Genomic DNA, 23,937 nt, shown 5'->3' on the forward strand with positions numbered 1-23,937 from the left:
TATTTAATTGTAGTGGCATGCGACAACGAAGACCATGCGATATAGGCCTGTTCAACCGTAAGAGGTCCTTGGCTGATTATACCGATCCCTTCAGCAATACACCCTTTCCGTTTGCTCAGAGCGGCACAGATGTTGTTTAACAGCTCCGCTCGGTCGTGGTTGTGACGAATCAGGGGAATATCATGCAGTGATGAGCGGGATTCAGAATCTCTTGGTACCAGTGGGCCTGCATCAGGTTTTGATCGATGTAAAAGAAAGGCAGGAAAGGGCTGCAAAGGCTCTGCTACAATAACAGCAGCACAGTCAAGTCTCTGTAAAATATCATGTGCAAGCGAGGTAAGCGCCTGATTGCCACAACTGTAAATGGCATCATTCTGGGAACTGATGGCAATTTGGCCGGTCTTGACACTCTGCTCATCAAGCAGCAGTTGTATATAGTGCTCTAGTTGGCAGTGCATTACGGTATTGAAGTGGGGATGTTTGTAATCAACAGAGAACCATCTGATAGCACTTCTTTTCTGAAATGGACCCGTTGTCTCGACAGGTTTGAAACTGAAGCTATTTTCATGCTGCTGCCAGGCATAAAGGCTGCGGTAATATTGTTTCCAGACTGCCACGCCTCAAAGTGAACATGGGGGCCGGTAGAACGACCGGTACTGCCAGCAAGGGCTATAGTTTCGCCTTTCTTAACCGTCTGCCCTTGCGTTACCATTAGTTTGCTATTGTGGCCGCAGAGGGTGATCATGCCATTATCATGCTCGACCAGTACTGCCCAGCCATAACCGGAACGTAGCCCGGCATATACGACAACACCTGCCGCAACGGAGTGGACTGGAGTCCCCTCGGGCACGGCAATATCAATACCGTTGTGATGACGTAATTGACCATCAATAGGGTCAACGCGTACACCAACTCCTGACGTAATAGTACCGTTTACCGGCAGTAACGCCTCAACTTCCGCAGGTTTGTTTTGCTCCGGATTAATCTGGGCCTGGACGGTTTTTTCAATAATTTCCTTTAAAGATGGGGCAGGAGTTTGGTTCGTTTCTTTTGAAAGGGCCCGGGCAGATTTTTTTCGCGGACTTTTAACAGAATCTTTCACCACAATCTGTGCATCTTTTTGCAAAGGGCTGTCCGTAAAGCTTTCAACACCGTCGATGGTGACAAAACGATAGATATCAGCCTGAGCCGTTTCTAAGGGCAGGAGAGTGCAAGCTGTAAGCATCAAGCAAATCAGGATGCTATGGGCGGTGTTCTGTCGATTCATTGGTGTCCGTATCGCAACTGCTATTCGTGCTTGTGATAGCAGCACTTTTCTGTTAATAAAAACCGTTCTTCGTTATTTATACTGCTTTCCAGAATACAAAGCAATTCCAACGTTCTCGCCGATCAACTTCATTTTCAAGGATGTAATGAGTGTTTTTTACCTATTATGATAAGGTAATCCGTGGCACCGAACATGAGGATGGCCTCGTTATTATTCAGTTCCTGAAGGGGATGGTGGGGCAGACTTTTTCATTTTTAAACTATTATAAAGAGATTCCCGTTTCATACGATGCTCGTCTGATTTCCGTAGAAAATGAAATGGCTGAATTTGAAGTTCATGAATATCAAGCCAAAGTTATAGCTCTTGAAAAGAAGGCACTCATCAGGGCCCATGCCAAAAGTCCTGTTCCTGATGATCTTGTTGGTGAAGTATTTTATGTCAATACGGCTCGCAAAAAGGCTATCCTTACCCGTTTTCATTACGCCAAAATCCGTTCTGATCTGCGTAGATTTGTAAGAGTTTGTCTTGATGGACATCGTGCAGATGTTGATATGTACCTTGATAACGATATAGTGCCTGCATCAGTCATAGATATCTCCCTTGGCGGTGTTGCCCTTCAGGTAAAAGATCCTACTGGTATTGAGCCGGGTAAAGAGGTTAACCTAATCCTTAAGCTGGAAACGCAAGATGAATCATCCTTACGTGAAATTGGTGCAGCCTGTACGATAATCCGCTTACTGGGCACTGCTCCTGATTATACCTGTATCCTGGAGTTTCATTCAGATCGGCACTCTCAACAAGCCCTCGCATATTATATTAATCAGAGACAGGTAGAGATCATCAGAGAGCTTAAAGAGTTAGCATCCTGACTCCCTGCAGAAAATGGTTGATTGTTTTTTGTGCAGCATTTGACGTGACTGCCTAATTATTGAGCGCATTTTGTTTTTGTTCTTGTTTAGGTTCTTGTGTAAAGTTTTTGATTATAGGTAGTTATGGGCTTGATGTGGTTTGGCAATGTGCTTGCATAATCATAAAAAGTTAGATGAGAATTAACTGCTGAGAAGGGAGGGTGACTGTGAAAAAAGTAGAAGCAATCATCAAGCCGTTCAAGCTGGATGAAGTTAAAGAGGCGCTGAACGAGATAGGTATTCAGGGGATTACCATAAGCGAGGTAAAGGGGTTTGGGCGCCAGAAAGGCCACACCGAACTTTACCGTGGAGCTGAGTACGTTGTTGATTTTATCCCAAAGATTAAACTTGAGATCATTGTCAGTGACGCTATCCTCCCAAAAGTAGTGGAAGCTATTGAAAAAGCAGCAAAAACTGGCAGGATAGGTGATGGTAAGATTTTTGTGACACCGGTTGAGGCTGTTGTAAGAATCAGAACTGGTGAAACCGGAGAAGATGCGCTGTAGATTATTTATTCAAGCGAAAGGAGAAGTTTGATGACACCGAAGCAGGTAGTTGAATTTGCCAAAGAAAATGGCGCATTGATGGTTGATTACAAGTTTATGGATTTTGTGGGTACGTGGCAGCATGTCTCTGTGCCTATTACCGAGTTTGATGAGGATACTTTTGAGGAAGGTCAAGGCTTTGATGGTTCCTCAATCCGTGGTTGGCAGCCAATTCACGCATCCGACATGATTCTGTTGCCGGACCCAACCTCCGCTAAAATGGATCCCTTTATTGCTGTTCCAACCCTTTCCTTGATCTGTAACATTTTTGATCCAATTACCAAGGAAGATTACACCCGCGATCCTCGTAATATTGCCCGTAAGGCAGAGGCTTACCTGAAGTCAACCGGTATTGGCGACACTGCTTTCTTCGGTCCTGAGGCAGAGTTCTTTATCTTTGATGAAGTCCGTTATGATTCAACTTCCAACCAGGCTTTCTATATGGTTGACTCTGTGGAAGGTGCCTGGAACACAGGTCGTGAAGAGTTCCCTAACCTGGGTTATAAGCCACGTCATAAGGAAGGTTACTTCCCCTGTTCGCCTGTTGATTCCCAGAATGATCTGCGGAATGAAATGGTTCAGGAGCTGCAGAAGGTTGGTATCCGGGTTGAGTGTCAGCACCACGAAGTTGCCACCGGCGGCCAGGCTGAGATCGATATGCGTTTCTCTTCACTGGTTGATATGGCTGATCAGCTTCAATGGTTCAAGTATGTTATAAAGAATGTTGCGTATCGTAACGGTAAGACCGTAACCTTTATGCCCAAGCCACTGTATGGTGATAACGGTTCCGGTATGCACTGCCACCAATCCATCTGGAAAGACGGACAGAACCTGTTTGCCGGTGATAAATACGGCGGGCTGTCCCAGATGGCTCTCTGGTACATTGGCGGTATCATTAAGCACGCCAAGGCTCTGTGCGCCATCACCAACCCGACCACCAACTCTTATAAGCGTCTGGTACCCGGCTTTGAAGCTCCTGTGAACATGGCGTATTCAAGCCGCAACCGTTCAGCTTCTCTGCGTATTCCGATGATGTCCACCAACCCCAAGGCAAAGCGGGTTGAATATCGGACTCCTGACCCATCATGTAACGGCTACCTTGCCTTTGCAGCCATGCTGATGGCAGGTCTTGATGGTATTGAGAACAAGATTGATCCGGGTCAGCCACTTGACAAGGATATCTACGGTCTGTCCCCTGAAGAACTGAAAGACATTCCATCTGCTCCAGGTAGCCTTGATGAAGCCCTCAAGTGCCTTGAGGCTGACCATGAGTTCCTGCTGAAAGGTGACGTCTTTACTCCTGACGTTATCGAGAAGTGGATTGAGTACAAGATGGAAGCTGAAGTTAACCCGGTTCGTATGCGTCCGGTTCCACTTGAGTTTGCTCTGTACTACGATATTTAATCGACGTTGTGTATCAGATGTCCAGAAGGGCGGGAGCAATCCCGCCCTTTTTTTATCAATGCCGGGGCTTGATTGACTAAACCTGTAGCATCTGTTAGAAGTTTACATTCTAATATTTTCAGAGGACATATATGGATCAGGTTTTAGTCACAATTTCTATAATTTTTGTTCCAATAATGTTTGCTGTAGTCTGTCACGAAGTTGCTCATGGATATGTTGCTTGGCATTTTGGTGATCCAACAGCTCGAATGCTTGGTAGATTAACCCTTAACCCAATAAGTCACATTGATTTGATGGGGACTATTATTGTTCCTATTTTGTTAATTATATCGCATGTTGGTATATTGTTTGGGTGGGCTAAACCGGTACCGGTAGTGCTTGAGAATCTTCGCAACCCCAAACGAGATATGGTGTGGGTGGCAGCTGCTGGGCCATTAACCAATATTTTTATTGCTGTTGTTTCGGCTTTAGTCCTTAGAGCTATTTTTCTTTTTTCTTCCTTACCAACACTTGGTTTAGCCCAGGCTATGTTTGTTAAGCCAATTATATTGATGCTGACATATTCTGTTCATATTAACCTCCTTTTGGCCGTATTCAATATGTTTCCAATTCCTCCGCTAGATGGCGGTCGTATTCTTGTTGGCCTGCTGCCACATAGACAATCTGTTGCTCTTGCTGGATTGGAGCGTTATGGATTTATTATACTTTTTTTGTTTGTTTTTGTTTTTCCTCGATTGGGTTTTGATTTTTTTCAAATACTCATCCAGCCAATTATAACTATAGGAACAAGTTTACTTATTGGGTCACGTGGAAGCTTAATGTTGGGTATATAAATTAGCACCAAAGGAGTTTGTTGGAGATGCAAAAACAACGTGTTGTCAGTGGTATGCGTCCTACTGGACGTCTTCATATCGGTCACTATCATGGGGTACTTGAAAACTGGATCAAGATTCAGGAGCAGTTTGACTGCTTCTTCTTTGTTGCTGACTGGCACTCGCTTACCACAGAGTATGCCGAAACCTCAGGTATTAAAGGTTCTGCCCGTGAGATGGTGCTGGACTGGATCGCTTTTGGCCTTGATCCGAATAAATGCATAATCTTTGAGCAGAGTCAGGTTGCTCAGCATGCTGAGCTGAATCTGATTCTTGGGATGATTACCCCAGTTTCTTGGCTTGAGCGCAACCCGACCTACAAAGAGATGCTGGATAATATCGAACAGCGCGATCTTTCCACTTTTGGCTTCCTGGGGTACCCGGTCCTGATGGCTGCTGATATCATCCTTTATAAATCCACCCGTGTACCGGTCGGCCATGATCAGCTGCCCCATCTGGAAATAACCCGTGAAATCGCCCGGCGCTTTAATCATCTCTATAACTGTCAGGTCTTTCCTGAGCCAGAGGCGCTGCTGACTGAAACCCCCAAACTACTTGGTCTTGATGGCCGCAAGATGAGTAAATCCTACAATAACTCGATCTACCTGTCGGAGACGGCCGAGGAAACCGCTGCCAAGATCAAAGGGATGGTTACTGACACCCAGCGTATCCGCCGTGCTGATCCAGGCGATCCTGAACAGTGCGTGGCGTTCAACCTGCACCGGATTTATGTTCCTCAGGATAAGCTGGATGAAATCATTCCAGCCTGCAAAAACGCTGAAATCGGCTGTGTTGACTGCAAAAAGATTCTGACCCAGTGTCTTAACGAGCGTCTGGCACCCTGCAGGGCACGTCGTGAAGAGATCGCCCAAGACGCCTCTTTTGTTGATGACCTACTGGCGGAAGGCAGCCGTAAGGCTGCCAAGGTTGCCAGCGAGACCATGCTTGAAGTGCGGGCTGCATTACGGGTATAACCATGCCGCAAGCGGCTGAGACAATACCAACATCACTTTTCGAGGGGGCTGATCAGGGCTACAGCATCAAGCTGGATGCCTTTGAAGGCCCCCTTGATCTGCTGCTTCACCTGATTCGCAAGAATGAGGTGGATATCTATGACATCCCGATCTCCCTGATTACCCGCCAGTACCTTGATTATCTCAAATTGATGAAAGAGCTGAACCTTGATCTGGCCGGCGATTTTCTGGTCATGGCTTCAACCTTGCTCCAGATCAAGTCGCGCATGTTGTTGCCGTTGCCTGAACCTGAAGAAGGAGAGGGGGAGGAGCAGGAAGACCCACGGGCAGAGCTGGTGCGTCGCCTGATAGAGTATCAGCGTTACCGTGATGCAGGATTGGAGCTGGGAGCGCGGGAGCTGCTTGGCCGTGAAGTCTTTGCCCGTCCCTGTGCCGATGGATGCTGCCTGGAAGGTTTCGTACCTGCTGATGATGGCCCGATTGAGTTGGATCTGTTTGAACTATCAGAGGCCTTTAACCAGCTGTTAGCCAGAATACCTACAGCCCGTGCCCATGAAGTGGCCGGGCAGGATACCTTAAGTATTGTTGATGCCATCAATGAAATCCTTTCCCGATTGGACGGCCATGAATCAATGGAGTTTGAGTCTCTGTTTCTGGATGATATGAGCAGGGAACGTATGATTGTTACTTTTTTAGCGCTACTTGAGCTATGCAGAATTAAGTTGCTGAAAGTAATACAAAACAGTCGTTATGGAGCTATCCATATCTTCCCATCAGTAGCAGCAACTGACAATGATGGAGCTTCAGATGCACTTCCCTTCGCTTAATGCCATAATTGAAGGGTTATTGTTCGTTTCTGACGGTCCAATGACATTAGACCGCTTAACCGAGCTACTGCCTGATTATGAACGTGCCTCGGTTCGACTGGCAGTGCAGGAGCTGCGGGATGATTATGAACAGCGCGGGGCGGGTGTGCATCTGGTGGAGGTTGCTGGAGGCTGGCAACTGCGTACCGTACCAGAGTTAATGCCCTATCTTTCCCGGATGGTGAAAGGCAGGCCAGCCCGCTTCTCTCAATCAGCCCTTGAAACCCTTGCCATTGTAGCCTATCGCCAGCCGATAACCCGGCAGGAGATTGAATACCTGCGAGGTGTTGATACCGGCGCTGTACTTAAGACATTACTTGAAAAAAAGCTGGTTAAGATACTGGGGAAAAAGGATATTCCTGGCAGACCTATCATCTACGGCACCACTCGTGAATTTCTTGAAGTCTTTAACCTGAAGGACCTGAAAGGTCTGCCCACCCTGCGTGAAATCCAGTCTCTGGATGAAGTACCGATTTTTGAGGTTCAGGAAGAGTTGCCTCTGGGGGGAGAGCAGAGAGGAGAACCATGATCCGGCAACCGGCAGTAGCAGGTCAGTTTTATCCTGGCACAGAACAGGCGTTGCGTCAGGAACTGCAGCAGCTTATCCCTGAGACCAGCCTTAAACAACAGGCTATTGGCGTGATCTCGCCCCATGCCGGGTATATCTATTCTGGCAGCACAGCAGGAAAACTGCTGGCTGGCATTTCCATACCTCGCACCGTCATCATTCTTGGCCCCAACCATCATGGTACTGGCTGCTTGGCTGCTCTTTCACCAGAAGCTGGATGGCAAACACCCTTAGGAGTCGTGCCGATTGAAAAACGATTGGCTGGCTTGATTCAGCAGCAGGTGCCAGCCATTCAGGAAGATGCTGCTGCCCACCTTCGTGAACATTCGCTTGAAGTACAGCTGCCGTTTCTGCAGTATCTGCGTCCTGATGTTACTATTGTGCCGCTCTGCCTGGCTTTTGGTGATTATGCCGGTTGTGAACTTGTGGGAAACGGCATTGCAGCTGCCATTAGAGAATTTGGAGAACCGGTGCTGATTCTGGCCAGTTCTGACATGACCCATTACGAGTCTGCGGAAAGCGCGAAACAAAAGGATGACTTGGCGCTTGAACGTGCCTTGGCTCTTGATCCTCAAGGCCTTGTACAGGTCTGTCGCAGTAACCGGATTACCATGTGCGGGGTAATCCCAGCCGCAGTCATGCTGGTTGCAGCCAAGGCGCTGGGGGCTACCAGTGCAAATCTGGTTGACTACACAACCAGCGGTGAGGTGTCAGGTGATTATAACCAGGTAGTAGCCTATGCAGCAGTGACTGTTTTCTAATTGGTTTCATATTTTCAGGAGTTCTGCTCTAGGAGTCAGGAGGCTTATTACTATGGGGTTTTCAGAATATCTTTTTGTGATTGCATTTTTTGGGGTGCCTGGGGTTTTGGGGGGCTGGTTGGCCCATACCAGAGGAAAGAACCCCCTGGTATGGGGGCTCTTGTCAGCGCCATTTCCGTTTTTTGTTTTAATTATCTGGTTTCAAAAGCCGACGGCTGAGATCCCCGGATATTTTCGCAAATGTCCTTCGTGCGGTGGTGTGTATCCTTGGAAGCTGAATGCATGTAAATACTGTGGTGTAGAAACAGAACAAAAATAATCTACTCTATGCTTAGGTCCATTGGCTGATCATCTCTAGTAAGCAAGAAATCAAAGGGTGGCAGCCCCCGCTGTAACAGGATCTGCAGGATTTTAGGGCAAAGAAGTTCCTTCTGCTTTTCAGTGGAAAATTTAAGGAAGATACGTAACAGCGCCTCAACTGCCTCAACAGGCTCGCCTTTGATATCCTTGACCTGCTCATCATCTCCCAGGGTAAACATGGCTGGATAGGTGCCGTCAGGCTTGAAGAATCCCATGATTCTATGGACTTCATCTGCTCCAAGGATGTTTCTGACCTCACCCATAATCTCATTCAGTCCTGCAATCAGGGCAGGCATTTTTTCACTGAGTGATGAGATGATATCAAGCCCTACCTGTAGTTCTTCCATACGATTCATAAAGAGCTCAATTAACTCTCCCTTGATCAGTCCGCCGTGTTGGGGCATCAGTGCCAGCGGGGCAGGGTCAAGGGCACGGATTTTATTTATTGCCAGCCGGATCGCCTCGTTACTGGGCATGTAGAGCTGATGAAACGCCTTGATACCTGCCCAGTTGGATTCTGTGGCATGCAGGCCTGATGCAGCAATACCGCCGAACAGGTCACCGGTGAACAGGATACGGGATTCGAGGTCATAAATCATGCAGGCCCCGCGGAAGTGACAGAACGGGGTAGGGATGAATTGGAGCTTATGACCTGTAGGCAACACCACCCGTTGCCCCTGGACCTTGTCAACCGCACGGAAAGGGGTTTGCGACATGCCGTTCAGATTTGCCAGTCGCCAGGTGTCTTCAGTGGCAATAACCGTAAGATTCTGATTCAGCTTGGTCAGGGTAGGCAGGACACCCAGCACATCTGGGTCCTGGTGGTTGATAAAGGCAAGGTTGATCTTTGCAAGACCTCCTGGCAATACTGCTGAAACTTTTTGAGACAGGCTGTCAAGGTCATTGGTAGGACCGGGATCGATCAGCAGGGTTCCGGTAGTGCCGTTGCCTTTAAAAATACGCAGAAAACTGTTGCGGCTTAAAAAGGTTTTGGTGCCGGCACCTACCCAGTAGACACCTGGTGCAAGTTCGCTGGCCTGATCAAGGTTGATAAGATTATCCATTTCGTTTGGCTCCCTATGCATGTGTGATGATTGTGTGTTCAGTTACTTGTGCTGTACCCGACCTCTTCCAGGTATCTGCCAAACTGCTTGTCAGAACCGGAAATATGTTTTACCAGCCAGTCAAGCAACATACTGTTGGTTGAAATTACCTGATTAATCTCAGGTGGGACTTCGGGGATAAGCTGATTTTTCAGCTCTTGTATCCTTTTAATAAAACCGAGGTGCTGTAACCGGTGGGATTCGTGGTCAGGGTAAGCCAGTTTAATCTGAAGTTTTTCTTCTGCGTTAAAATGCTTGATGACATATTCATCAAGGAATTCCATTAATCTGAGCAGTTCAGAGCTTCCTTTGCCGTCACGACAGGCACGCAGAAAAACATTAAAGGATTCCACCAAATGTTTATGCTGTTCGTCTATTTCAGTAACCCCAATTTCAAGTTCAGTTCGCCAGCTGATCGCCATTTGTAAACACCCCATGATTAGTTTGTAATAATCAATTTAATTAAATATCAGAATATTGCAACCAACGTTTGTGTTACAAAATACGACAGAACATGATGTTTTTTTAGTTTAATCAATGCGTTTTGTTGTTGCTTGCTATACCAGGGCACAAAGTTGCGTGTCTTCATCCCTGATGTGGGCGACCAGCCAGTCACGCAGATAGACAAGAATCTCAAACTGGGCAATCAGCGGATTCTGGTGCAATTCTTCGTTAAATTCTCTCATTCGTGTTAAAAAATGTTGGTGTTGTGTGATCTGGATATCCAGCCGTGGATAGTTGTACTGCTGCATCATTCGTTCTTCGGCTTGAAAATGTATTTGTGCATATTGTCCCAAGGCTTTTAGAACCCGTCCCAGTTCACGGGCACCCATCTTGTTGGCCACTACATCAATCAAATCATTAACCAGATCAAAGAGGTAGCGATGATGTTCATCAATTACTGCAATACCAACGCTTAATGACTCGTCCCAGCAAATCCAGCGGGTTTTGCGTACGGGGAGTTCCGGTAGATTTACAATCTCTGCAGGATCAATAACATCTTCACGATATAATTCACGAATTCTAAGGATTTCAGGCAGGGCCTTTTCAAAGGCAGTAACTGCAGCAGGATCAAATTTCTTTCCAGATTCGGTCTTGATGTACTGAACGGTCTTTTCCAGTGTCCAGGCATCTTTATAGGGGCGGTTGGACATTAGGGCATCAAATACATCGGCAATTGAACAGATCCTGGCCAGTATTGGAATTTCAGTCGTCTTGATCCCCTGTGGATAGCCACTACCATCCCAGTTTTCATGGTGACACAGCGCAATATCACGTGCCGTTGCGATCAGAGCATCTGAACCTTTAAGTAGGCGACCACCAATCTCAGTGTGGGTTTTCATGATGTCAAATTCATCAGACGTCAGGCGTTCAGGTTTAAGCAGTATTGCGTCTGCTATACCAATCTTACCCACATCATGCATCGGAGCGGTAATATACAGGATTTCACGCTGTTCATCGCCAAGTCCCATGGCCTTGGCAATGGCACCGGCAATATTGGTCATGCGCATGACATGCATGCCGGTTTCATTGTCGCGGTATTCTGATGCAGTACCTAAGCGGCGGATCGCCTCGGTGCGCGCATCTTCAAGCTCAATTTCCCGTAACCTCAGGGTGGCGTTAAGTAGAAATCTACTGACGATGCTGGATAGTGCATGGGAAAGGTCAGTCAGAAATTCAAGTTCATTATTTGTAGGAACCCAATTGGGGGCTGAAAAAAGCAGTACTTGCCCCAGAGGCTGCTGGTTGGCATAGAGTGGCAGAATACAGACTTGCTGAAGGTTTGGCTGATGCTGTCCATAGGCGGTTGCCTTTGGGGTGATGGTTGCGAGTGTGGCCTGGTCGTTAAAAGGATGGTTGAAGTCATGCAACTCATCATGCTCTTCATCGGTTGCCCAAAAAGGCTTAAGGCCATACTGGGCCACCCGCACCGGTTTACTGCGTGGGCTAAACATCAGAATGGCACCTTTTGACTGGATCCGCAGTGTCGGCAGTTTTTGAAGCACTCCGAAAAGTTGTTCCAAAAGAACATCCAGATCATTGTCAGTGCTGCCAACCATGGTCAGCTCAAAGACAAGCTTACTGATTTCAAGTAATTTGTCATTGTTGTGCATCAACTGGCCCCATCTCTGTGTTGTTAGCGTAAAGCAGTACCTAATGCCTTGATTGGCGTGAGTTTACACATTACTGAACGAGAGTCAAACAGGAAAAATAGTTCAGCTGATATTATAAGTTGTTGGATTAATTGTGGTTAATTAATGGCGGGCGGTGATTAAAAACAAAGCAAGATATATACAGGTGAAACGGCATTCGGGCGGATTGTTAAGGCGGTATAAATATGACAAGATTTCAGGTGTTTGCATCTGCAAACACCTGAAATCTTACTGGATGGTTTTATTCAACTTTTGCAAACTTCCCTTTTTCCCCGCATTTCTCGCATTTTTGTGGTTTGCAGCGGCCTTCTTTGCTAAAGCCGCAGGCACATTTCCAGGTTGCCATTGCTATATCACCTCCTTGTTGTTATTTTATGCAGACCTTGCGAACCTCTTTTAGATCTGTAAGGCCTTGAAAACATTTTAAAATACCATCCTGCTTCAGGGTGGTCATACCGTCATTGATAGCCTGCTTACGTATCGCTTCAATCTCTGATTTACGTTTGATCAAGGTCTTCATCTCATCTGTGCCTTTGAGTAGCTCATGGATACCCAGGCGCCCTTTATAGCCGGAATCACCACACTTTGCACAGCCAACCGCCTTGTGGAGCTTGATGGTGGCTGGATTGATACCGGTTTTTTTAAAATCTTCCACGCCATACTCCAAAATTATATCTTCCAGCTCTTTTCGGTCTGGTTGGTATTCCTGTTTGCAGTCACAGAGACGGCGGCAGAGACGCTGGGCCAGGATACAGAGAATGGCATCAGAGAAGGAGAACGGGTCTAGCTCCATATCAAGCAGACGGGTAACGGTTTCTGGGGCAGAGTTGGTGTGCAGGGTTGAGAAAACCAAGTGGCCGGTCAGCGATGATTCAATGCCAATCTCGGCGGTTTCCTGATCCCGCATTTCGCCCACCATGATCACATCAGGGTCAGCCCGCAGGAAGGAGCGCAGGGCAGCGGCAAAGGTAAAGCCGATCTTGGGATGAACCTGTACCTGACGCAGGCCGCGTTGGGTGATCTCCACCGGGTCTTCTGCTGTCCAGATCTTTGTTTCTGGTGTGTTAATGACGGAAATGGCTGAATGCAGAGTGGTGGTCTTACCTGAACCGGTGGGGCCAACAACCAGTACCAGACCATAGGGTTGGTTGATGCATTCAAGCAGGACTTTATTGTTGCGTTCAGTGAGGCCCAGTTTGTCATAGGGCAGGGCAGCCTCGCCTGAGGCCAGTACCCGCATGACCACATCTTCAAGCTGGCCGGCAGTGGGGACGGTGGCTACCCGTAGTTCAACATTTAACGGGCCGAATTTTTTAAAATCAATTTTACCATCCTGAGGCTTACGGCGCTCAGAGATGTCAAGTCCACACATGATCTTGATCCGCGACGGGATGGCATATTTGTATTTGTAGGGAATCCGTTGGTACACCTTGCAGCGTCCATCGATCCGGGTGCGGACAATCACATCCTCTTTGCCGGGGTAGGGTTCAATATGGATATCTGAGACCTTACCCTGAACCGCATCAATGATAATTTTGTTGACCAGTTGGACTATGACGCTGTCCTGTTCGGAAACCTTTGATGATTCCTGCTCGATTTCCGGCTCATCAGTAGAGTCCAGTTTATTAATCAGTTCATCAATGCTGCCACCTGAGGCCATTGAAGAGCCTCGATTGTAGAACAAGCCGATATAACTCTGGATATCATCCCTGAAGGCCCCCACGTAACTGATCCGTTTGTACTCCGGATAGATGAATTTGATCATGTCCTGACGCCCAAGATCAGTGGGGTCATCCATAATGATATACAGTACGCTGTTTTCAATTTTATATGGAACCCACCATTCTTTCATCAAACGGTCTGGTTTGATCCGTTTTAACAGCTCTTCTTCCATGGGAGGGGCTGCAGGTTCATACTTAATAAATTCAGTGCCGAAAAAGAGCGACAAGGCCTTGGCCATCTCTTCTCTGGGGACCTTGTATTCCCGCATCAACACAGCATCAAGGCCAAATTTAACAACGTCAGGGTGGACAGATGCCTTTTCAATTGATTTTTCATCCAGCAGGTTGCGGTCCAGCAGGTAGTTGTAGCGGCTGCGTTGGCGGATAATCTTGGTGGTTACCTGCAACCGGTAGATGTTGTGAATGGCGATTGAAAGTGAGGTGCCCAGTTCCAGTGCGTAGGTGATGTCTGTGTCATCAAAGGGGGCGCCGTTCTGTTTGTTAATGATCTGGATCACCCCGATCAGGGTGCGTTGGAACTTCATCGGCACGCAGAGGGCCTGCTTGGTGATGAAACCGGTCTTTTGATCCCAGGTGTTGTCGAATTTCAGATTTGAGCTGATCATTTTCAGCTCATGCTCATCATAGGCGTTCTTGATATTCAGCACGGTTCCTGAAAGTGCACAGTAGCCAGCCAGGCTGGTGTCAGAGATCGGAACAACAATCTGCTTAACCTCCGAACCGGACAGAACCTTTGAAATAAGCAGATTACGCTTGGCATCAGCCAGATAGATGGTAATTCGTTGGGCAGTAAACAGGGCTGCAATACTATCTTTTATATGGAGCAGAATAGTATTGAGGTTGTCAGCAGAATGGATCTCGTTGATCTTGTCCATCAGCCGCTTGCGGTACTCAAGCTGCTGCTTAAGCAGGCTCATATCAGGCGCTGGAGATTGGTCCATGGTTAGTGCTCCAAACTTAGGTTAGATTATCCTTACTGCACCTTAATGAAGTAAGAATAGCAGATACCGGCTGATACTCAAGTGGATTGATACGGGATTTTTGATTGCCAATGTTTGACTCATGCTGAAATGCTGCTACAATCGCCAGGAAATAACGGATAGTATCTACTACTCCATCGACATAGAACCGAAATTTTTCAGGAGGTCTCCCATGAAAAAACTGTTGTTGATTCTACTTGTTGCCGCTGTGTTTATGCCGGTTCTGGCTCTTGCGGCTCCGGTTGGAAAAATTACCGGACTGACTGGTCAGGCCTATATGCGGGTAAAGGCAGGTGTGCCCTATACCCCTGTGGCAAAAGGTACTGCCATTGCCACAGGCACCTGGATCAAGACCGGCCCTAAAGGTTGGGTTGAACTGACATTGAATGATAAAAGTACCTTTACCCTTGCAAACAACACCGAGTTTGAGGTGACCAGTTTTCTGCTAACCAAGAACAAGCGTGAAGGGACTTTTAACCTGGCTGGAGGTAAATTGCGTGCCTCGGTAGTAAAATTTGGGGGCAGGCAGAGTGGCATGACGGTTAAGAGTGGTACTGCAGTAGCCGGTATTAAGGGGACTGAGTTTCTGATGCTTTCACAAGGTCAGGCTAACGTATTTTTCGGTAATGAAGGAACCGTAGCGGTTTCCGGTGATGGCAAATCAGGGCAGCAGCCACTGACCTCAGCAACCTATGTTCAGAATACCCGTGGTCTGCCTCCGGGTGAACCGGTAAAGGTTGATCAGGGCACACCACTGGCTGAGGCAAAAGGGATCTTTGATGGTGTGACTGCTGCAGAACCTCCCAAAGAATGGACTGACTCAGGCAAGATTGTTGATATCTGCGCCCGTTGGAATATCAATCATGGTCACTATCTGGCTGACAGTGGTAAATATCAGGAAGCCTTGAATGTGTTCCAGATTGCGCTGGACCTGACCAAGGTGGAAACCGTACGGGCTGATGCCCATATGGAACGGGGTGCGGTGTATGCCCGTTTCCTTTCCAACCCGGAGCTTGCCCTGGCAGAGTACCTGCTGGTACTGGAGGAATACCCCAAGCTGCCCCAGGCTGAGTTTGCCCTGTTCAATGCTGCCCAGACTCTCACCGAGATGGGCTTTAATGAGCAGGCCAAGCTTCGCTTTGAGCAATATCTAAAGATGTATCCCCAGGGGACCCATCGCAGCAATGCTGAGACCTTGCTGAACGGCATTGGTAAATAGGGCCTATTTACATGAGAAAACGAATTGTTTTCGTTGCCTTTGGTATCATTGCGGCGATTCTTACCTCGGTGGGGTACCGTCAGGCTCCTCAGGCATTACAGCAGCTTGATTATCGGATGAAGGATGCCCGTTTTCGTGTTCGGGGACCGATTGCGCCGCACAAGGATGTGGTGGTGGTGGCCATTGACCATGCCAGCATTAAGGAACTTGGACGCTGGCCCTGGTCTCGCGAGGTAACCGGGAAGCTGATTGAAAATCTGACTTACTACGGCACCAAGGTCACGGCCCTAGATATTGTTTTTTCAGAACCACAATCTTCGGCTGCAGATGCTGCATTAGCCAGTTCAATTGCCAGGTCAGGCAATGTGGTCATGGGGTACTTCTTCCGTGAAGAAGAACAGGCTGTTGATCCGGCAGCCGTTGCCCAGATGGAACGAGCCACGGTTAAGTTAATGAAGGTTGCCGAGGGCGTTCAGTCAATTCCATTAACTCAGTATGCAAATATTGATATTAATCTTCCACAACTAGGTTCCAAGGCACTGGATTTTGGCTTTTTTAATGCCAAGTCTGATGGTGATGGTCTCTATCGGCGCTCAATCCTGCTTTTGCTCTATAATGGTGATATCTACCCCTCACTCGCCATGAATGCCCTGCGACACTATCTCGGCAGCGACATCGTACTGGAGGTAAAGTCCTACGGTATTGACAGCCTGCAGATCGGTTCGTTGCGGGTGCCTTCACAAGAGGATGGGACCATGGCACTGAATTACTATGGTCCAGCCCGTTCCTTTAGAACCATTTCTGCAGTAGATGTGGTCAAAAAAAGATTAAAAAAGGATGAGCTAAAAGGTGCAATGGCCTTTGTCGGGGCTACTGAGATCGGTATCTATGATATCCGCCCCACGCCGTTTGATGCACTGCAGCCAGGTGTTGAGCTTCACGCTACGGTTGCTGCCAATGCACTTGATCGCCGCTTCCTCAAATACGATGGTATTACCCAGACGTATGAGATGCTCTGCATCCTGCTGTTACCGATCCTTCTTGGACTTGTGTTGGCCTTTATGCCCGGCACCTTTGCCGGTCTTGCGGCATTTGCAGGAACAACAGGGCTGTTTCTGACAATAAACTATTTCGGTTTTACCCTGGGGTTGCGGGATATGACCGTCATCTATCCGCTGTTAGGACTTGGCTTGACCTACCTGGGGAGCGAGTCATGGCGTAATCTGGTGGTTGAAAAAAAAGGACGTCAGCTGAAAAAGGCGTTTTCCAACTATGTTTCACCTGATCTGGTGCGGGAGATTGAAAAGAACCCTGATAAGTTGGTGTTAGGTGGGGAACAGCGTGAAATTTCAATCCTGTTTTCTGATATCCGTGGGTTTACAACAGTCTCAGAAAGTCTGACTCCTCCAGAGCTGGTAACGCTTTTGAATGAGTATCTGTCTCCCATGACCAGAATTGTACTGGAAGAAAAGGGCACCCTGGACAAGTTTATTGGCGATGCTGTTATGGCGATTTTTAATGCCCCGCTTGATGTTCCTGGGCATGCAGAACATGCCTGTACAGCTGCTGTTAAAATGCTTGAAGAGTTAAAGCGGCTGAATGTTGGTTTTGCAGAACGAGGTATGCATACGCTGGATATCGGAGTAGGCATCAACACCGGGCCCGCAGTTGTCGGAAATATGGGGGCAGATATCCGGTTTGATTATACCGCTATTGGAGATTCAGTTAACCTGGCCTCCCGTCTGGAAGGACTTAACAAGTACTACGGATCCCACATCCTGGTCAGCGAAGATACCCACAAGCAGGTAACCGGTGGTGGTTTTACCTTCCGTGAAGTGGATCGGGTGCGGGTCAAGGGTAAACACCTGCCGATTGTGATGTATGAACTGATGATTACCAACCTTGACCTGTTGCCACGTTTTGAAGAGGGACTTGAAAAATACCGTTCGCAACAGTTTACAGAAGCACAACTGATTTTTGATCAGTTGGTGTCTGATTATTCTGATGGTCCTTCAAGGCTCTACAGCAGTCGTTGTGCAGATTATCTTGAAACACCCCCGCCAGCTGACTGGGATGGTGTCTATACGGCCAAGAGCAAATAATGCCTGAGCTGCCAGAGGTTGAGTCTGTTTTACAATGCCTGACTACCAGCACTCCTTCATTGATTGGAAGGCAGGTCTGTTCGGTTCGCATTCTACGCAATTCAGTTGTGGACGGAGATGCACGTTCAATTGCCGAGACCCTTACTGGCACTGTCTGTAGCGATGTTTTGCGCCATGGCAAGTATCTGTTCTTTAAATTTCAAGATCCTCATTCCACAAAGCAGAGCTGGGTAGCCCTGCATCTGCGTATGACTGGTCGCCTGTTTCTGGTGCCGCAGCAGCTGGCTGAAGATCGCCATACAAGATTTGTAGTGTTGCTTGATCAAGGTTTTGCCCTTCGATTTGATGATCCCCGTGCCTTTGGCCGGGTTTGGCTGGTAGAAGATCCTTGTGAGGTTACTGAAAAACTGGGGCCTGATGCGTTATTGATACAGCGGAAGCCGTTTCTGGACCGTTTAGATGGTTTGCGTAGGCAGTTAAAGCCATTGCTGTTGGATCAGTCATTTGTGGCAGGTGTCGGTAATATTTATGCTGACGAGACATTGTTTCGGGCCAAGTTGCATCCATTGAAGCTGTCATCTGATCTAACAACTGAAGAGACCAATCGCTTGTATGATGCCTTGCATGGCGTGATAACCCAGGCCGTTAGGGCAAAAGGGGCCAATATTGATGGTGTTTTTGAGGCTGGCTCGTTCCCGGTAGCTGTCTATGGCCGGGGAGGCAAGCCATGCAGTGATTGTGGCACCCTGGTGGTTAAAGAACGGCTTGGTCAGCGGGGAACCCACTTTTGTCCTATCTGTCAATCGCTTTAACAGTGTAGTTTGTACGGGGGGGCTGTGCGAGAGACGTTCCAGATCGTAAGCATAAAAGACGGTAAACAGGATTTGGAGGCTATCCTGCAAATCCTGCGCGAGATAAAGGCGGGACGTCTTAAAAATGATCTTAAATTATTGAACTATTATCATGAAGTGCCAATCAGTTATGCGGCAAAGATCGAAACTACTGATGCTGATTGTATAGAGGTTACAGCCCATCAGGCACAAGCAGTTGTACTCGGTTTACAAAAACAGGTGTTACTTACCAGTGCCCTGTTCCCCCAGGGGTTGGGGGTTCATTGTTTTGTTGAATATGTAAATGTAAAGAACTGTTTTGCAGTATTGGGACGTTTTGCCTACGCCTCTATCCGTGCAGAACGACGTGGTGCTGTACGGGTTAGCATTGAAGGTTTTGTGTCAGCCACCTACACCGCTGAAACACAGTCTTTGTCAGGTCGTGCTGATGATATCTCGGTTTCCGGGATTGCGATATATAATCAACAGGCTGCTCCAACAGGTATTTCAGACAGTGGTATCTTGCAGCTTTCTGTTCAAGGAACTGAATTGCTGCTGCCAGCGACTCTGATAAAATCGGTAAAAAATGATGATGGTTTTGTCCATACCTTCTGTTTTGAACCGGATAAGAATGCAGATAAGGTTATTTCGCAGTATATTTACTGTCGTCAGGTTGAAATAATCCGGCAATTAAAAGAGCAGTTTCTGTAATGCAGTATCAGCGTATGAACAGGGAGGTTGAGCAATGAAGCTGCGTATCCTTGGAAGTGCCGGAGCAGAATTTCCTGATTTCAGGCCTCCAGCCTTTCTTATTGATGACTCACTGCTACTTGATGCCGGTACTATCGGTTCTGTGTTGACTGAAGAGGAACAGTGGTCTATCAAAAATATCTTTATCACCCATGCCCACCTGGATCATATCCGTAGTATCCCGGCCCTGGCCGACAATATTATTGTGAAAAATCTGCGCCATCTGGTTGATGTCTATGCCCCTCAGTCAGTCATTGATGCGCTACGGAATCACCTGTTTAACGGGCTGATCTGGCCTGATTTTACCTGCCTGCCAACACCTGAAGAACCAGTACTCCGCTTCAACACTATAGAACCTCTGGTGCCGGTGCTGCTTTGCGACAAACCTGAAGAACCACGTTGTCTTAATGGTTATACCCTGACGGCAATAACGGTGCATCATACTGTTCCTGCAGTTGGCTATTGTGTGGAACATGCCGGACGCCGACTGGTCTACACCGGTGACACCGGACCTACCGAAGAAATCTGGAGCTATGCCTCTGGAGCTGATGCCTTGATCGTTGAGGTATCGTTTCCCAATAGCCAGGAACCATTGGCACTCTTGACTCAGCACCTTTGTTGTTCATTGCTTGAAAAAGAGTTGACCAAGATTGCAGTTCTGCCCAAAAGAATTCTGATCACCCATCCCAAGCCGCAGTATTATGAGCAGATCAAGAGTGAAATAGCACAAATGGGAATCCGACAGGTTGAGTTACTACGGGATGGCACTATTTATGACATCTGAATTGGTCGCCACTTTCCCTGAACGTGTAGGAGCGTTTATGCTCCGCAGGGGACAGTTTTTTGTTGTTATTACCCGGCTGATCCTGCAGACGATGGTTTCACTGGTTAGTCCGCCCTCTCTGGGAAATCCGGCCATTCGCACAGTTTTGCTTAAACAACTCTACTTCACCGGACTTGAGGCGGCTAAAATCATTGTTTTAGTGGCTGTTATTCTTGGAACCGTTATTGTCAGTCAGGTCATTGGTCTGGTCGGTGGGGGAAATGGCTCGTTAACCGGTAAAGTGCTGGTCTGGGTGGTTTTTCTTGAACTTGGTCCACTGCTGACTGCCATGATTGTGATTGCCCGTAGCGGCACTGCCATTGCCGCAGAACTGGGCTCAATGAAGATTAATGGTGAAATAATGGCACTGGAACGCCTGGGGATTCATCCTGAACGCTACCTGTTGCTGCCCCGTGTTGTCGGGGTTGCTGCATCAGTTGTATTTCTTACCATCTATTTTGTTTTAACCTCATTTGTTGGTGGTTTTTTGATTGTTTCCTTTGGTCATCATATCCCCTATGACCAGTTTATTCAGGGAATTGTTGCTTCGCTTGGGCTGCGCGAAGTAGCGGTGCTAACGGCAAAAGCAATGGCTTTTGGCTTTATCATTCCGCTTATCTGCTGCAATGCCGGTATGTCGGTGGGCACCAGTGCCACCGAAATCCCCCAGGCGGCAACTAGGGCTGTAATCTCCAGCCTCTTTTCGGTTTTTGCACTGGATGGTCTGATAACGTATCTTGCATCACTGATGGCGATTGCCTGATTCCCCTTGAAATCAGGCAGGTCCTGTACTATCTATTGATATCTAACACTACCTTGATCAGGAGGACTGACTTATGGGCAAGGAGCCCGGAAGCACCAAATTTCAAACCGACTTTCGTCGCCATCTGCGTGAGCAGAATATCAGTGGTAACCTGGTACACCTGCTGTGTGAGATTGCTGAAGCCAGCAAATATGTGATTAACGCTGTTCGCACCGGTGATCTAGGTGTTGCCGGTACCTCTAACCTGTATGGTGAAGAACAGCTGGCTTTGGATGTCTTGTCTGACCGAATCCTGCGCAAGCGGCTGATGTACTCCGGTGTTGTCTGCAATATTGCTTCTGAAGAGATGGATGAAATCTTTCAGGTAACCAGTAATCCTTTAGGGATGTTTTCAGTTGCCTATGATCCGTTGGATGGTTCTTCGCTGGTGGATGTGAACCTCGCCGTAGGAACCATTGTTGGTATTTATCAGGGAGACAACCTGCTGCAACCGGGCCGCAATATGGTTGGAGCCATGTACATCCTGTATGGTCCACGGGTATCAATGGTCTACTCAGTGGGTAAAGGGGTTTACGAGTTTACCATGAACCATCTGATGGAATTTACCCTGACCCGCGAGAAAGTTCAGATGAAGCCTTCGGGTGATATCTACTCACCTGGTGGTCTGCGCAAAAAGTACACTCCAGAAAATGAAGCTTATATCCGCTACCTGGAAGATAAAGGTTCTAAACTGCGCTATTCAGGTGGGTTTGTACCGGACATTAACCAGATTTTGATGAAGGGTAAAGGTATCTTCATGTATCCGGCCCTTACCGATTCCCCCAATGGTAAACTACGGCTCCTGTTTGAACTGAATCCCATGGCATACCTGATTGAACAGGCTGGTGGTGCTGCCACCAATGGCTGTATGCCTATCCTTGACATGGTTCCTGAAGGGCTTGATCAACGGGCACCAATCTATATCGGCTGTAAGGAAGATGTGGCAAAGGCCACAGAATTTTTGAACGGAGTTTGTGCGTGAGAGGCGTAGAAGAACTATTAGAAAATCAAACAGAGGTCAAAGAACTCCCCCGTCGTCTCTGTAGTGAAATACAGCTCTTTGATCTCTGTGAACTTGAAAAATGCCACTTCAAAGATGACCGTTTTTGCACTGACCCTGAGATGCTGGCCCGTTTTGAGGCTGCAGCAGAGCCTGAAGATCGTCCTGTATGGCATCTGGGCAACGATGATGATCAAGATGAAGACGACCTGTTCAATTCTGAAGAGTTTGAGGACGATGATGCTGAATCCGATGACTTTGATGGTAGAGATCGCACAGGGCTGGACGAGGAGTGGTAGATATATCCATCTACAATAACTGCCACTTATAGTACGCTGTACACGGTTTAAAACGACGATTAAACTGGCAAAGTAAATAGTAATCCATTCAAGTTTACCTTGCAATTTACATAACAATAGGGTTGTGGCGGGGTAGTTGATAAGACGTAAGTTGTTGATATACGAAAGGCCCCGGTTCCCACGCCGGGGCCTTTCCGTTTTCATGGCGGAAAACGTGCCTTTAGGCCTTCTCAATTACCGCTTTTTTCACTGGGCCGTTCATACGGATGGCAGCGGCAAACTCCATCCAGAACACAAGGTAGATAGAAATCATCAACGAGAGTCCGATATTCTGGTTCTCAGCGCCCAGTGCCTTGGCAAGAATAGGTGAAGCAAACCCGGCGCCAAGGGTACCGGTTACCCGCTCAAGCAGGTAGAAAACAGGCAGGGTCAACAATGTACCAACAACCATGATGGCAATGCCGGGAACCCGCTTAACCCAGTATTTAGGGGAGAAGCCGAACATACGCATGAAGATAACAACCCAAATGATCCAGACGGAGTAATCAACCGCTGCATCCGGCAGGGCAAGCTTGTTCTTGACCAAGGCAACTTCAAGTACCGTAACAAAAGCAAGCAGGGTAAAGAGCCAGTTGAATTTTTCTGACGCCTGTGTCTGCCAGTTACGGCTATCAGGGGCAGGGGCTTCATTGTAGGAGTGATTGTGGGTGCCCAGTGCAGAGAATAAAATGGCAAACCAGATCCCAGCGTTATGGAACAACAGGGAAGAGTGGTTACCTGCGATGTTGGCAATACGTGCCATCGGGTCACGGATAAAGTCAGCGGCAATACGCATCAGGAAGAGGTTAACGATAACGGAACAGGCAATTATAACAGCCAGGGTAAAAATTCTTCGGGGTAGCAGATACGGGTCAACACGATCAGGAAATCCTATGATAAAGGCAAACCAGATCAGGTACATGATCAAGGGGATACCAAAGCAGATGCCATAGACCGAGTTACCGGCAAAGTCGCCACTCTGAGCGTAGATGATAAACTTGTCTTTTATAGTTGCGTCGGTATTGGCAGCCCTGACAACATCCTTGGGAACGGTCTTAAGGTGTGGCAGCAGACCCATGGCATACCAGCCATGGTCGCCCTGGGTGGTATCAACAACCCAGTAGTCATTGCCCATCATATCGTCCAGACCCTGAAAAATACGCATATTGAAGGCGGCGCAGATAACACAGACCACCAGAAGTAGTGCAGCGTGGGATAATTGAAGGTTTTCAGTAAACCACCGGCTCTGCCGGTGAGACTTGAAAAGGCTCTGCCGTTCCAGCGATAGTTCCTCCTGAGGAAAGCCCCTAAAGGCAATCAACAGGAGGAACTGCCATGCGAGAGTGGCAAAGTTTAGCCCATGTAAAATGGGAGTGCAAATATCATGTTGTGATCGTGCCGAAATACCGTAAGAAGGTTCTTTACGGCAGGCTTCGAGGAGAAGTTGGCAAAATCATCCGTCAGTTATGTCGGCAGAAGGAAGTTGAACTTATCGAGGGTCATGCCATGCCTGACCACATCCATCTGGTGTTGAGTATTCCACCGAAGTACAGTGTTTCGATGGTGATAG

Annotated in this window: 26 protein-coding genes; 18 read left to right on the plus strand and 8 right to left on the minus strand. The window is 47.7% G+C overall.

Annotated features, from left to right (window positions below):
- Nucleotides 1-458 (minus strand): class II aldolase/adducin head domain-containing protein (locus B5D39_RS17245; RefSeq protein WP_483028305.1); only part of this gene is annotated, 458 nt, incomplete at its 3' end.
- Nucleotides 458-1,267 carry a M23 family metallopeptidase gene (locus tag B5D39_RS15890; RefSeq protein ID WP_139366813.1) on the minus strand — a complete coding sequence of 270 codons (810 nt, stop codon included), beginning with the start codon at nt 1,265-1,267 and terminating at the stop codon, nt 458-460. The genes B5D39_RS15890 and B5D39_RS17245, both read right to left, overlap by 1 nt.
- 149 nt (nt 1,268-1,416) lie before the next feature.
- On the opposite strand from B5D39_RS15890, the gene B5D39_RS15895 reads away from it, so the two are divergent.
- From B5D39_RS15895 to B5D39_RS15935, 9 genes are all read left to right on the plus strand, one after another.
- Nucleotides 1,417-2,136 (plus strand): PilZ domain-containing protein, encoded by a 720-nt coding sequence (locus B5D39_RS15895; protein ID WP_078791487.1) that lies wholly within the window; start codon nt 1,417-1,419, stop codon nt 2,134-2,136.
- A 206-nt stretch (nt 2,137-2,342) separates the two neighbouring features.
- Nucleotides 2,343-2,681, plus strand: a complete 339-nt coding sequence (locus tag B5D39_RS15900; protein WP_078791489.1) for a P-II family nitrogen regulator — start codon at nt 2,343-2,345, stop codon at nt 2,679-2,681.
- 30 nt (nt 2,682-2,711) lie between these two features.
- Entirely contained in the window at nt 2,712-4,124 is a 1,413-nt protein-coding gene (gene glnA, locus B5D39_RS15905) for a type I glutamate--ammonia ligase (RefSeq protein WP_078791491.1), read from the plus strand.
- A 131-nt stretch (nt 4,125-4,255) separates the two neighbouring features.
- Nucleotides 4,256-4,957: a site-2 protease family protein gene (locus tag B5D39_RS15910; RefSeq protein WP_078791493.1), complete on the plus strand. Its 702-nt coding sequence runs from the start codon at nt 4,256-4,258 to the stop codon at nt 4,955-4,957.
- 26 nt (nt 4,958-4,983) lie between these two features.
- Entirely contained in the window at nt 4,984-5,970 is a 987-nt protein-coding gene (gene trpS, locus B5D39_RS15915; RefSeq protein ID WP_078791494.1) for a tryptophan--tRNA ligase, read from the plus strand.
- 2 nt (nt 5,971-5,972) lie between these two features.
- Nucleotides 5,973-6,797 (plus strand): segregation and condensation protein A, encoded by an 825-nt coding sequence (locus tag B5D39_RS15920; RefSeq protein WP_078791495.1) that lies wholly within the window; start codon nt 5,973-5,975, stop codon nt 6,795-6,797.
- The gene (gene scpB / locus B5D39_RS15925; protein ID WP_078791496.1) at nt 6,778-7,365 is read left to right on the plus strand and encodes an SMC-Scp complex subunit ScpB; all 588 of its coding nucleotides are present in this window, start codon (nt 6,778-6,780) and stop codon (nt 7,363-7,365) included. Before B5D39_RS15920 ends, scpB begins: the two co-directional genes overlap by 20 nt.
- Nucleotides 7,362-8,165 carry an AmmeMemoRadiSam system protein B gene (gene amrB / locus B5D39_RS15930; RefSeq protein ID WP_078791497.1) on the plus strand — a complete coding sequence of 268 codons (804 nt, stop codon included), beginning with the start codon at nt 7,362-7,364 and terminating at the stop codon, nt 8,163-8,165. The genes scpB and amrB overlap by 4 nt, the downstream gene beginning before the upstream one ends.
- Before the next feature lie 52 nt (nt 8,166-8,217).
- Entirely contained in the window at nt 8,218-8,484 is a 267-nt protein-coding gene (locus B5D39_RS15935) for a hypothetical protein (protein ID WP_078791498.1), read from the plus strand.
- 1 nt (nt 8,485) lies between these two features.
- Here B5D39_RS15935 and B5D39_RS15940 read toward each other — a convergent pair whose 3' ends face one another.
- The 5 genes from B5D39_RS15940 to B5D39_RS15960 form a co-directional block, all read right to left on the minus strand.
- Nucleotides 8,486-9,589: an oxygen-binding di-iron domain-containing protein gene (locus tag B5D39_RS15940; protein WP_078791499.1), complete on the minus strand. Its 1,104-nt coding sequence runs from the start codon at nt 9,587-9,589 to the stop codon at nt 8,486-8,488.
- Between the two features lie 38 nt (nt 9,590-9,627).
- Nucleotides 9,628-10,065, minus strand: a complete 438-nt coding sequence (locus B5D39_RS15945) for a bacteriohemerythrin (protein ID WP_244161439.1) — start codon at nt 10,063-10,065, stop codon at nt 9,628-9,630.
- Between the two features lie 120 nt (nt 10,066-10,185).
- Nucleotides 10,186-11,742 (minus strand): bacteriohemerythrin, encoded by a 1,557-nt coding sequence (locus tag B5D39_RS15950; protein ID WP_078791501.1) that lies wholly within the window; start codon nt 11,740-11,742, stop codon nt 10,186-10,188.
- A 280-nt stretch (nt 11,743-12,022) separates the two neighbouring features.
- Nucleotides 12,023-12,127 (minus strand): RCKP-type rubredoxin-like domain-containing protein, encoded by a 105-nt coding sequence (locus B5D39_RS15955; protein ID WP_078791502.1) that lies wholly within the window; start codon nt 12,125-12,127, stop codon nt 12,023-12,025.
- Nucleotides 12,128-12,148: 21 nt separating this feature from the next.
- On the minus strand, nt 12,149-14,464 hold the full coding sequence (locus B5D39_RS15960) for a GspE/PulE family protein (protein ID WP_078791503.1): 2,316 nt from the start codon (nt 14,462-14,464) through the stop codon (nt 12,149-12,151).
- Between the two features lie 211 nt (nt 14,465-14,675).
- On the opposite strand from B5D39_RS15960, the gene B5D39_RS15965 reads away from it, so the two are divergent.
- From B5D39_RS15965 to B5D39_RS16000, 8 genes are all read left to right on the plus strand, one after another.
- A complete protein-coding gene (locus B5D39_RS15965; RefSeq protein WP_078791504.1) occupies nt 14,676-15,722 on the plus strand; it encodes a FecR domain-containing protein in 1,047 nt (348 codons plus the stop codon).
- An 11-nt stretch (nt 15,723-15,733) separates the two neighbouring features.
- Complete coding sequence (locus B5D39_RS15970) at nt 15,734-17,824, plus strand: CHASE2 domain-containing protein (protein WP_078791505.1); 2,091 nt, start codon at nt 15,734-15,736, stop codon at nt 17,822-17,824.
- The gene (mutM, locus tag B5D39_RS15975) at nt 17,824-18,636 is read left to right on the plus strand and encodes a DNA-formamidopyrimidine glycosylase (protein WP_078791506.1); all 813 of its coding nucleotides are present in this window, start codon (nt 17,824-17,826) and stop codon (nt 18,634-18,636) included. Before B5D39_RS15970 ends, mutM begins: the two co-directional genes overlap by 1 nt.
- Nucleotides 18,637-18,708: 72 nt before the next feature.
- A complete protein-coding gene (locus B5D39_RS15980) occupies nt 18,709-19,365 on the plus strand; it encodes a PilZ domain-containing protein (protein WP_161947525.1) in 657 nt (218 codons plus the stop codon).
- A gap of 34 nt (nt 19,366-19,399) precedes the next feature.
- The gene (locus B5D39_RS15985; RefSeq protein WP_078791508.1) at nt 19,400-20,188 is read left to right on the plus strand and encodes a 3',5'-cyclic-nucleotide phosphodiesterase; all 789 of its coding nucleotides are present in this window, start codon (nt 19,400-19,402) and stop codon (nt 20,186-20,188) included.
- A gap of 37 nt (nt 20,189-20,225) precedes the next feature.
- The gene (locus B5D39_RS15990; RefSeq protein WP_244161440.1) at nt 20,226-20,990 is read left to right on the plus strand and encodes an ABC transporter permease; all 765 of its coding nucleotides are present in this window, start codon (nt 20,226-20,228) and stop codon (nt 20,988-20,990) included.
- A 73-nt stretch (nt 20,991-21,063) separates the two neighbouring features.
- Nucleotides 21,064-22,011: a class 1 fructose-bisphosphatase gene (locus B5D39_RS15995; protein ID WP_078791510.1), complete on the plus strand. Its 948-nt coding sequence runs from the start codon at nt 21,064-21,066 to the stop codon at nt 22,009-22,011.
- Entirely contained in the window at nt 22,008-22,328 is a 321-nt protein-coding gene (locus B5D39_RS16000) for a hypothetical protein (protein WP_078791511.1), read from the plus strand. Before B5D39_RS15995 ends, B5D39_RS16000 begins: the two co-directional genes overlap by 4 nt.
- A 220-nt stretch (nt 22,329-22,548) precedes the next feature.
- Here B5D39_RS16000 and B5D39_RS16005 read toward each other — a convergent pair whose 3' ends face one another.
- Nucleotides 22,549-23,532: a hypothetical protein gene (locus B5D39_RS16005; RefSeq protein ID WP_244161441.1), complete on the minus strand. Its 984-nt coding sequence runs from the start codon at nt 23,530-23,532 to the stop codon at nt 22,549-22,551.
- A 170-nt stretch (nt 23,533-23,702) separates the two neighbouring features.
- Between B5D39_RS16005 and tnpA the strand changes: the two genes are divergently transcribed.
- The coding region (gene tnpA / locus B5D39_RS16010; protein WP_139366815.1) for an IS200/IS605 family transposase at nt 23,703-23,937 on the plus strand (235 nt) is incomplete at its 3' end.

The sequence above is a fragment of the Trichlorobacter thiogenes genome (genome assembly GCF_900167465.1).
GTDB lineage: Bacteria > Desulfobacterota > Desulfuromonadia > Geobacterales > Pseudopelobacteraceae > Trichlorobacter > Trichlorobacter thiogenes.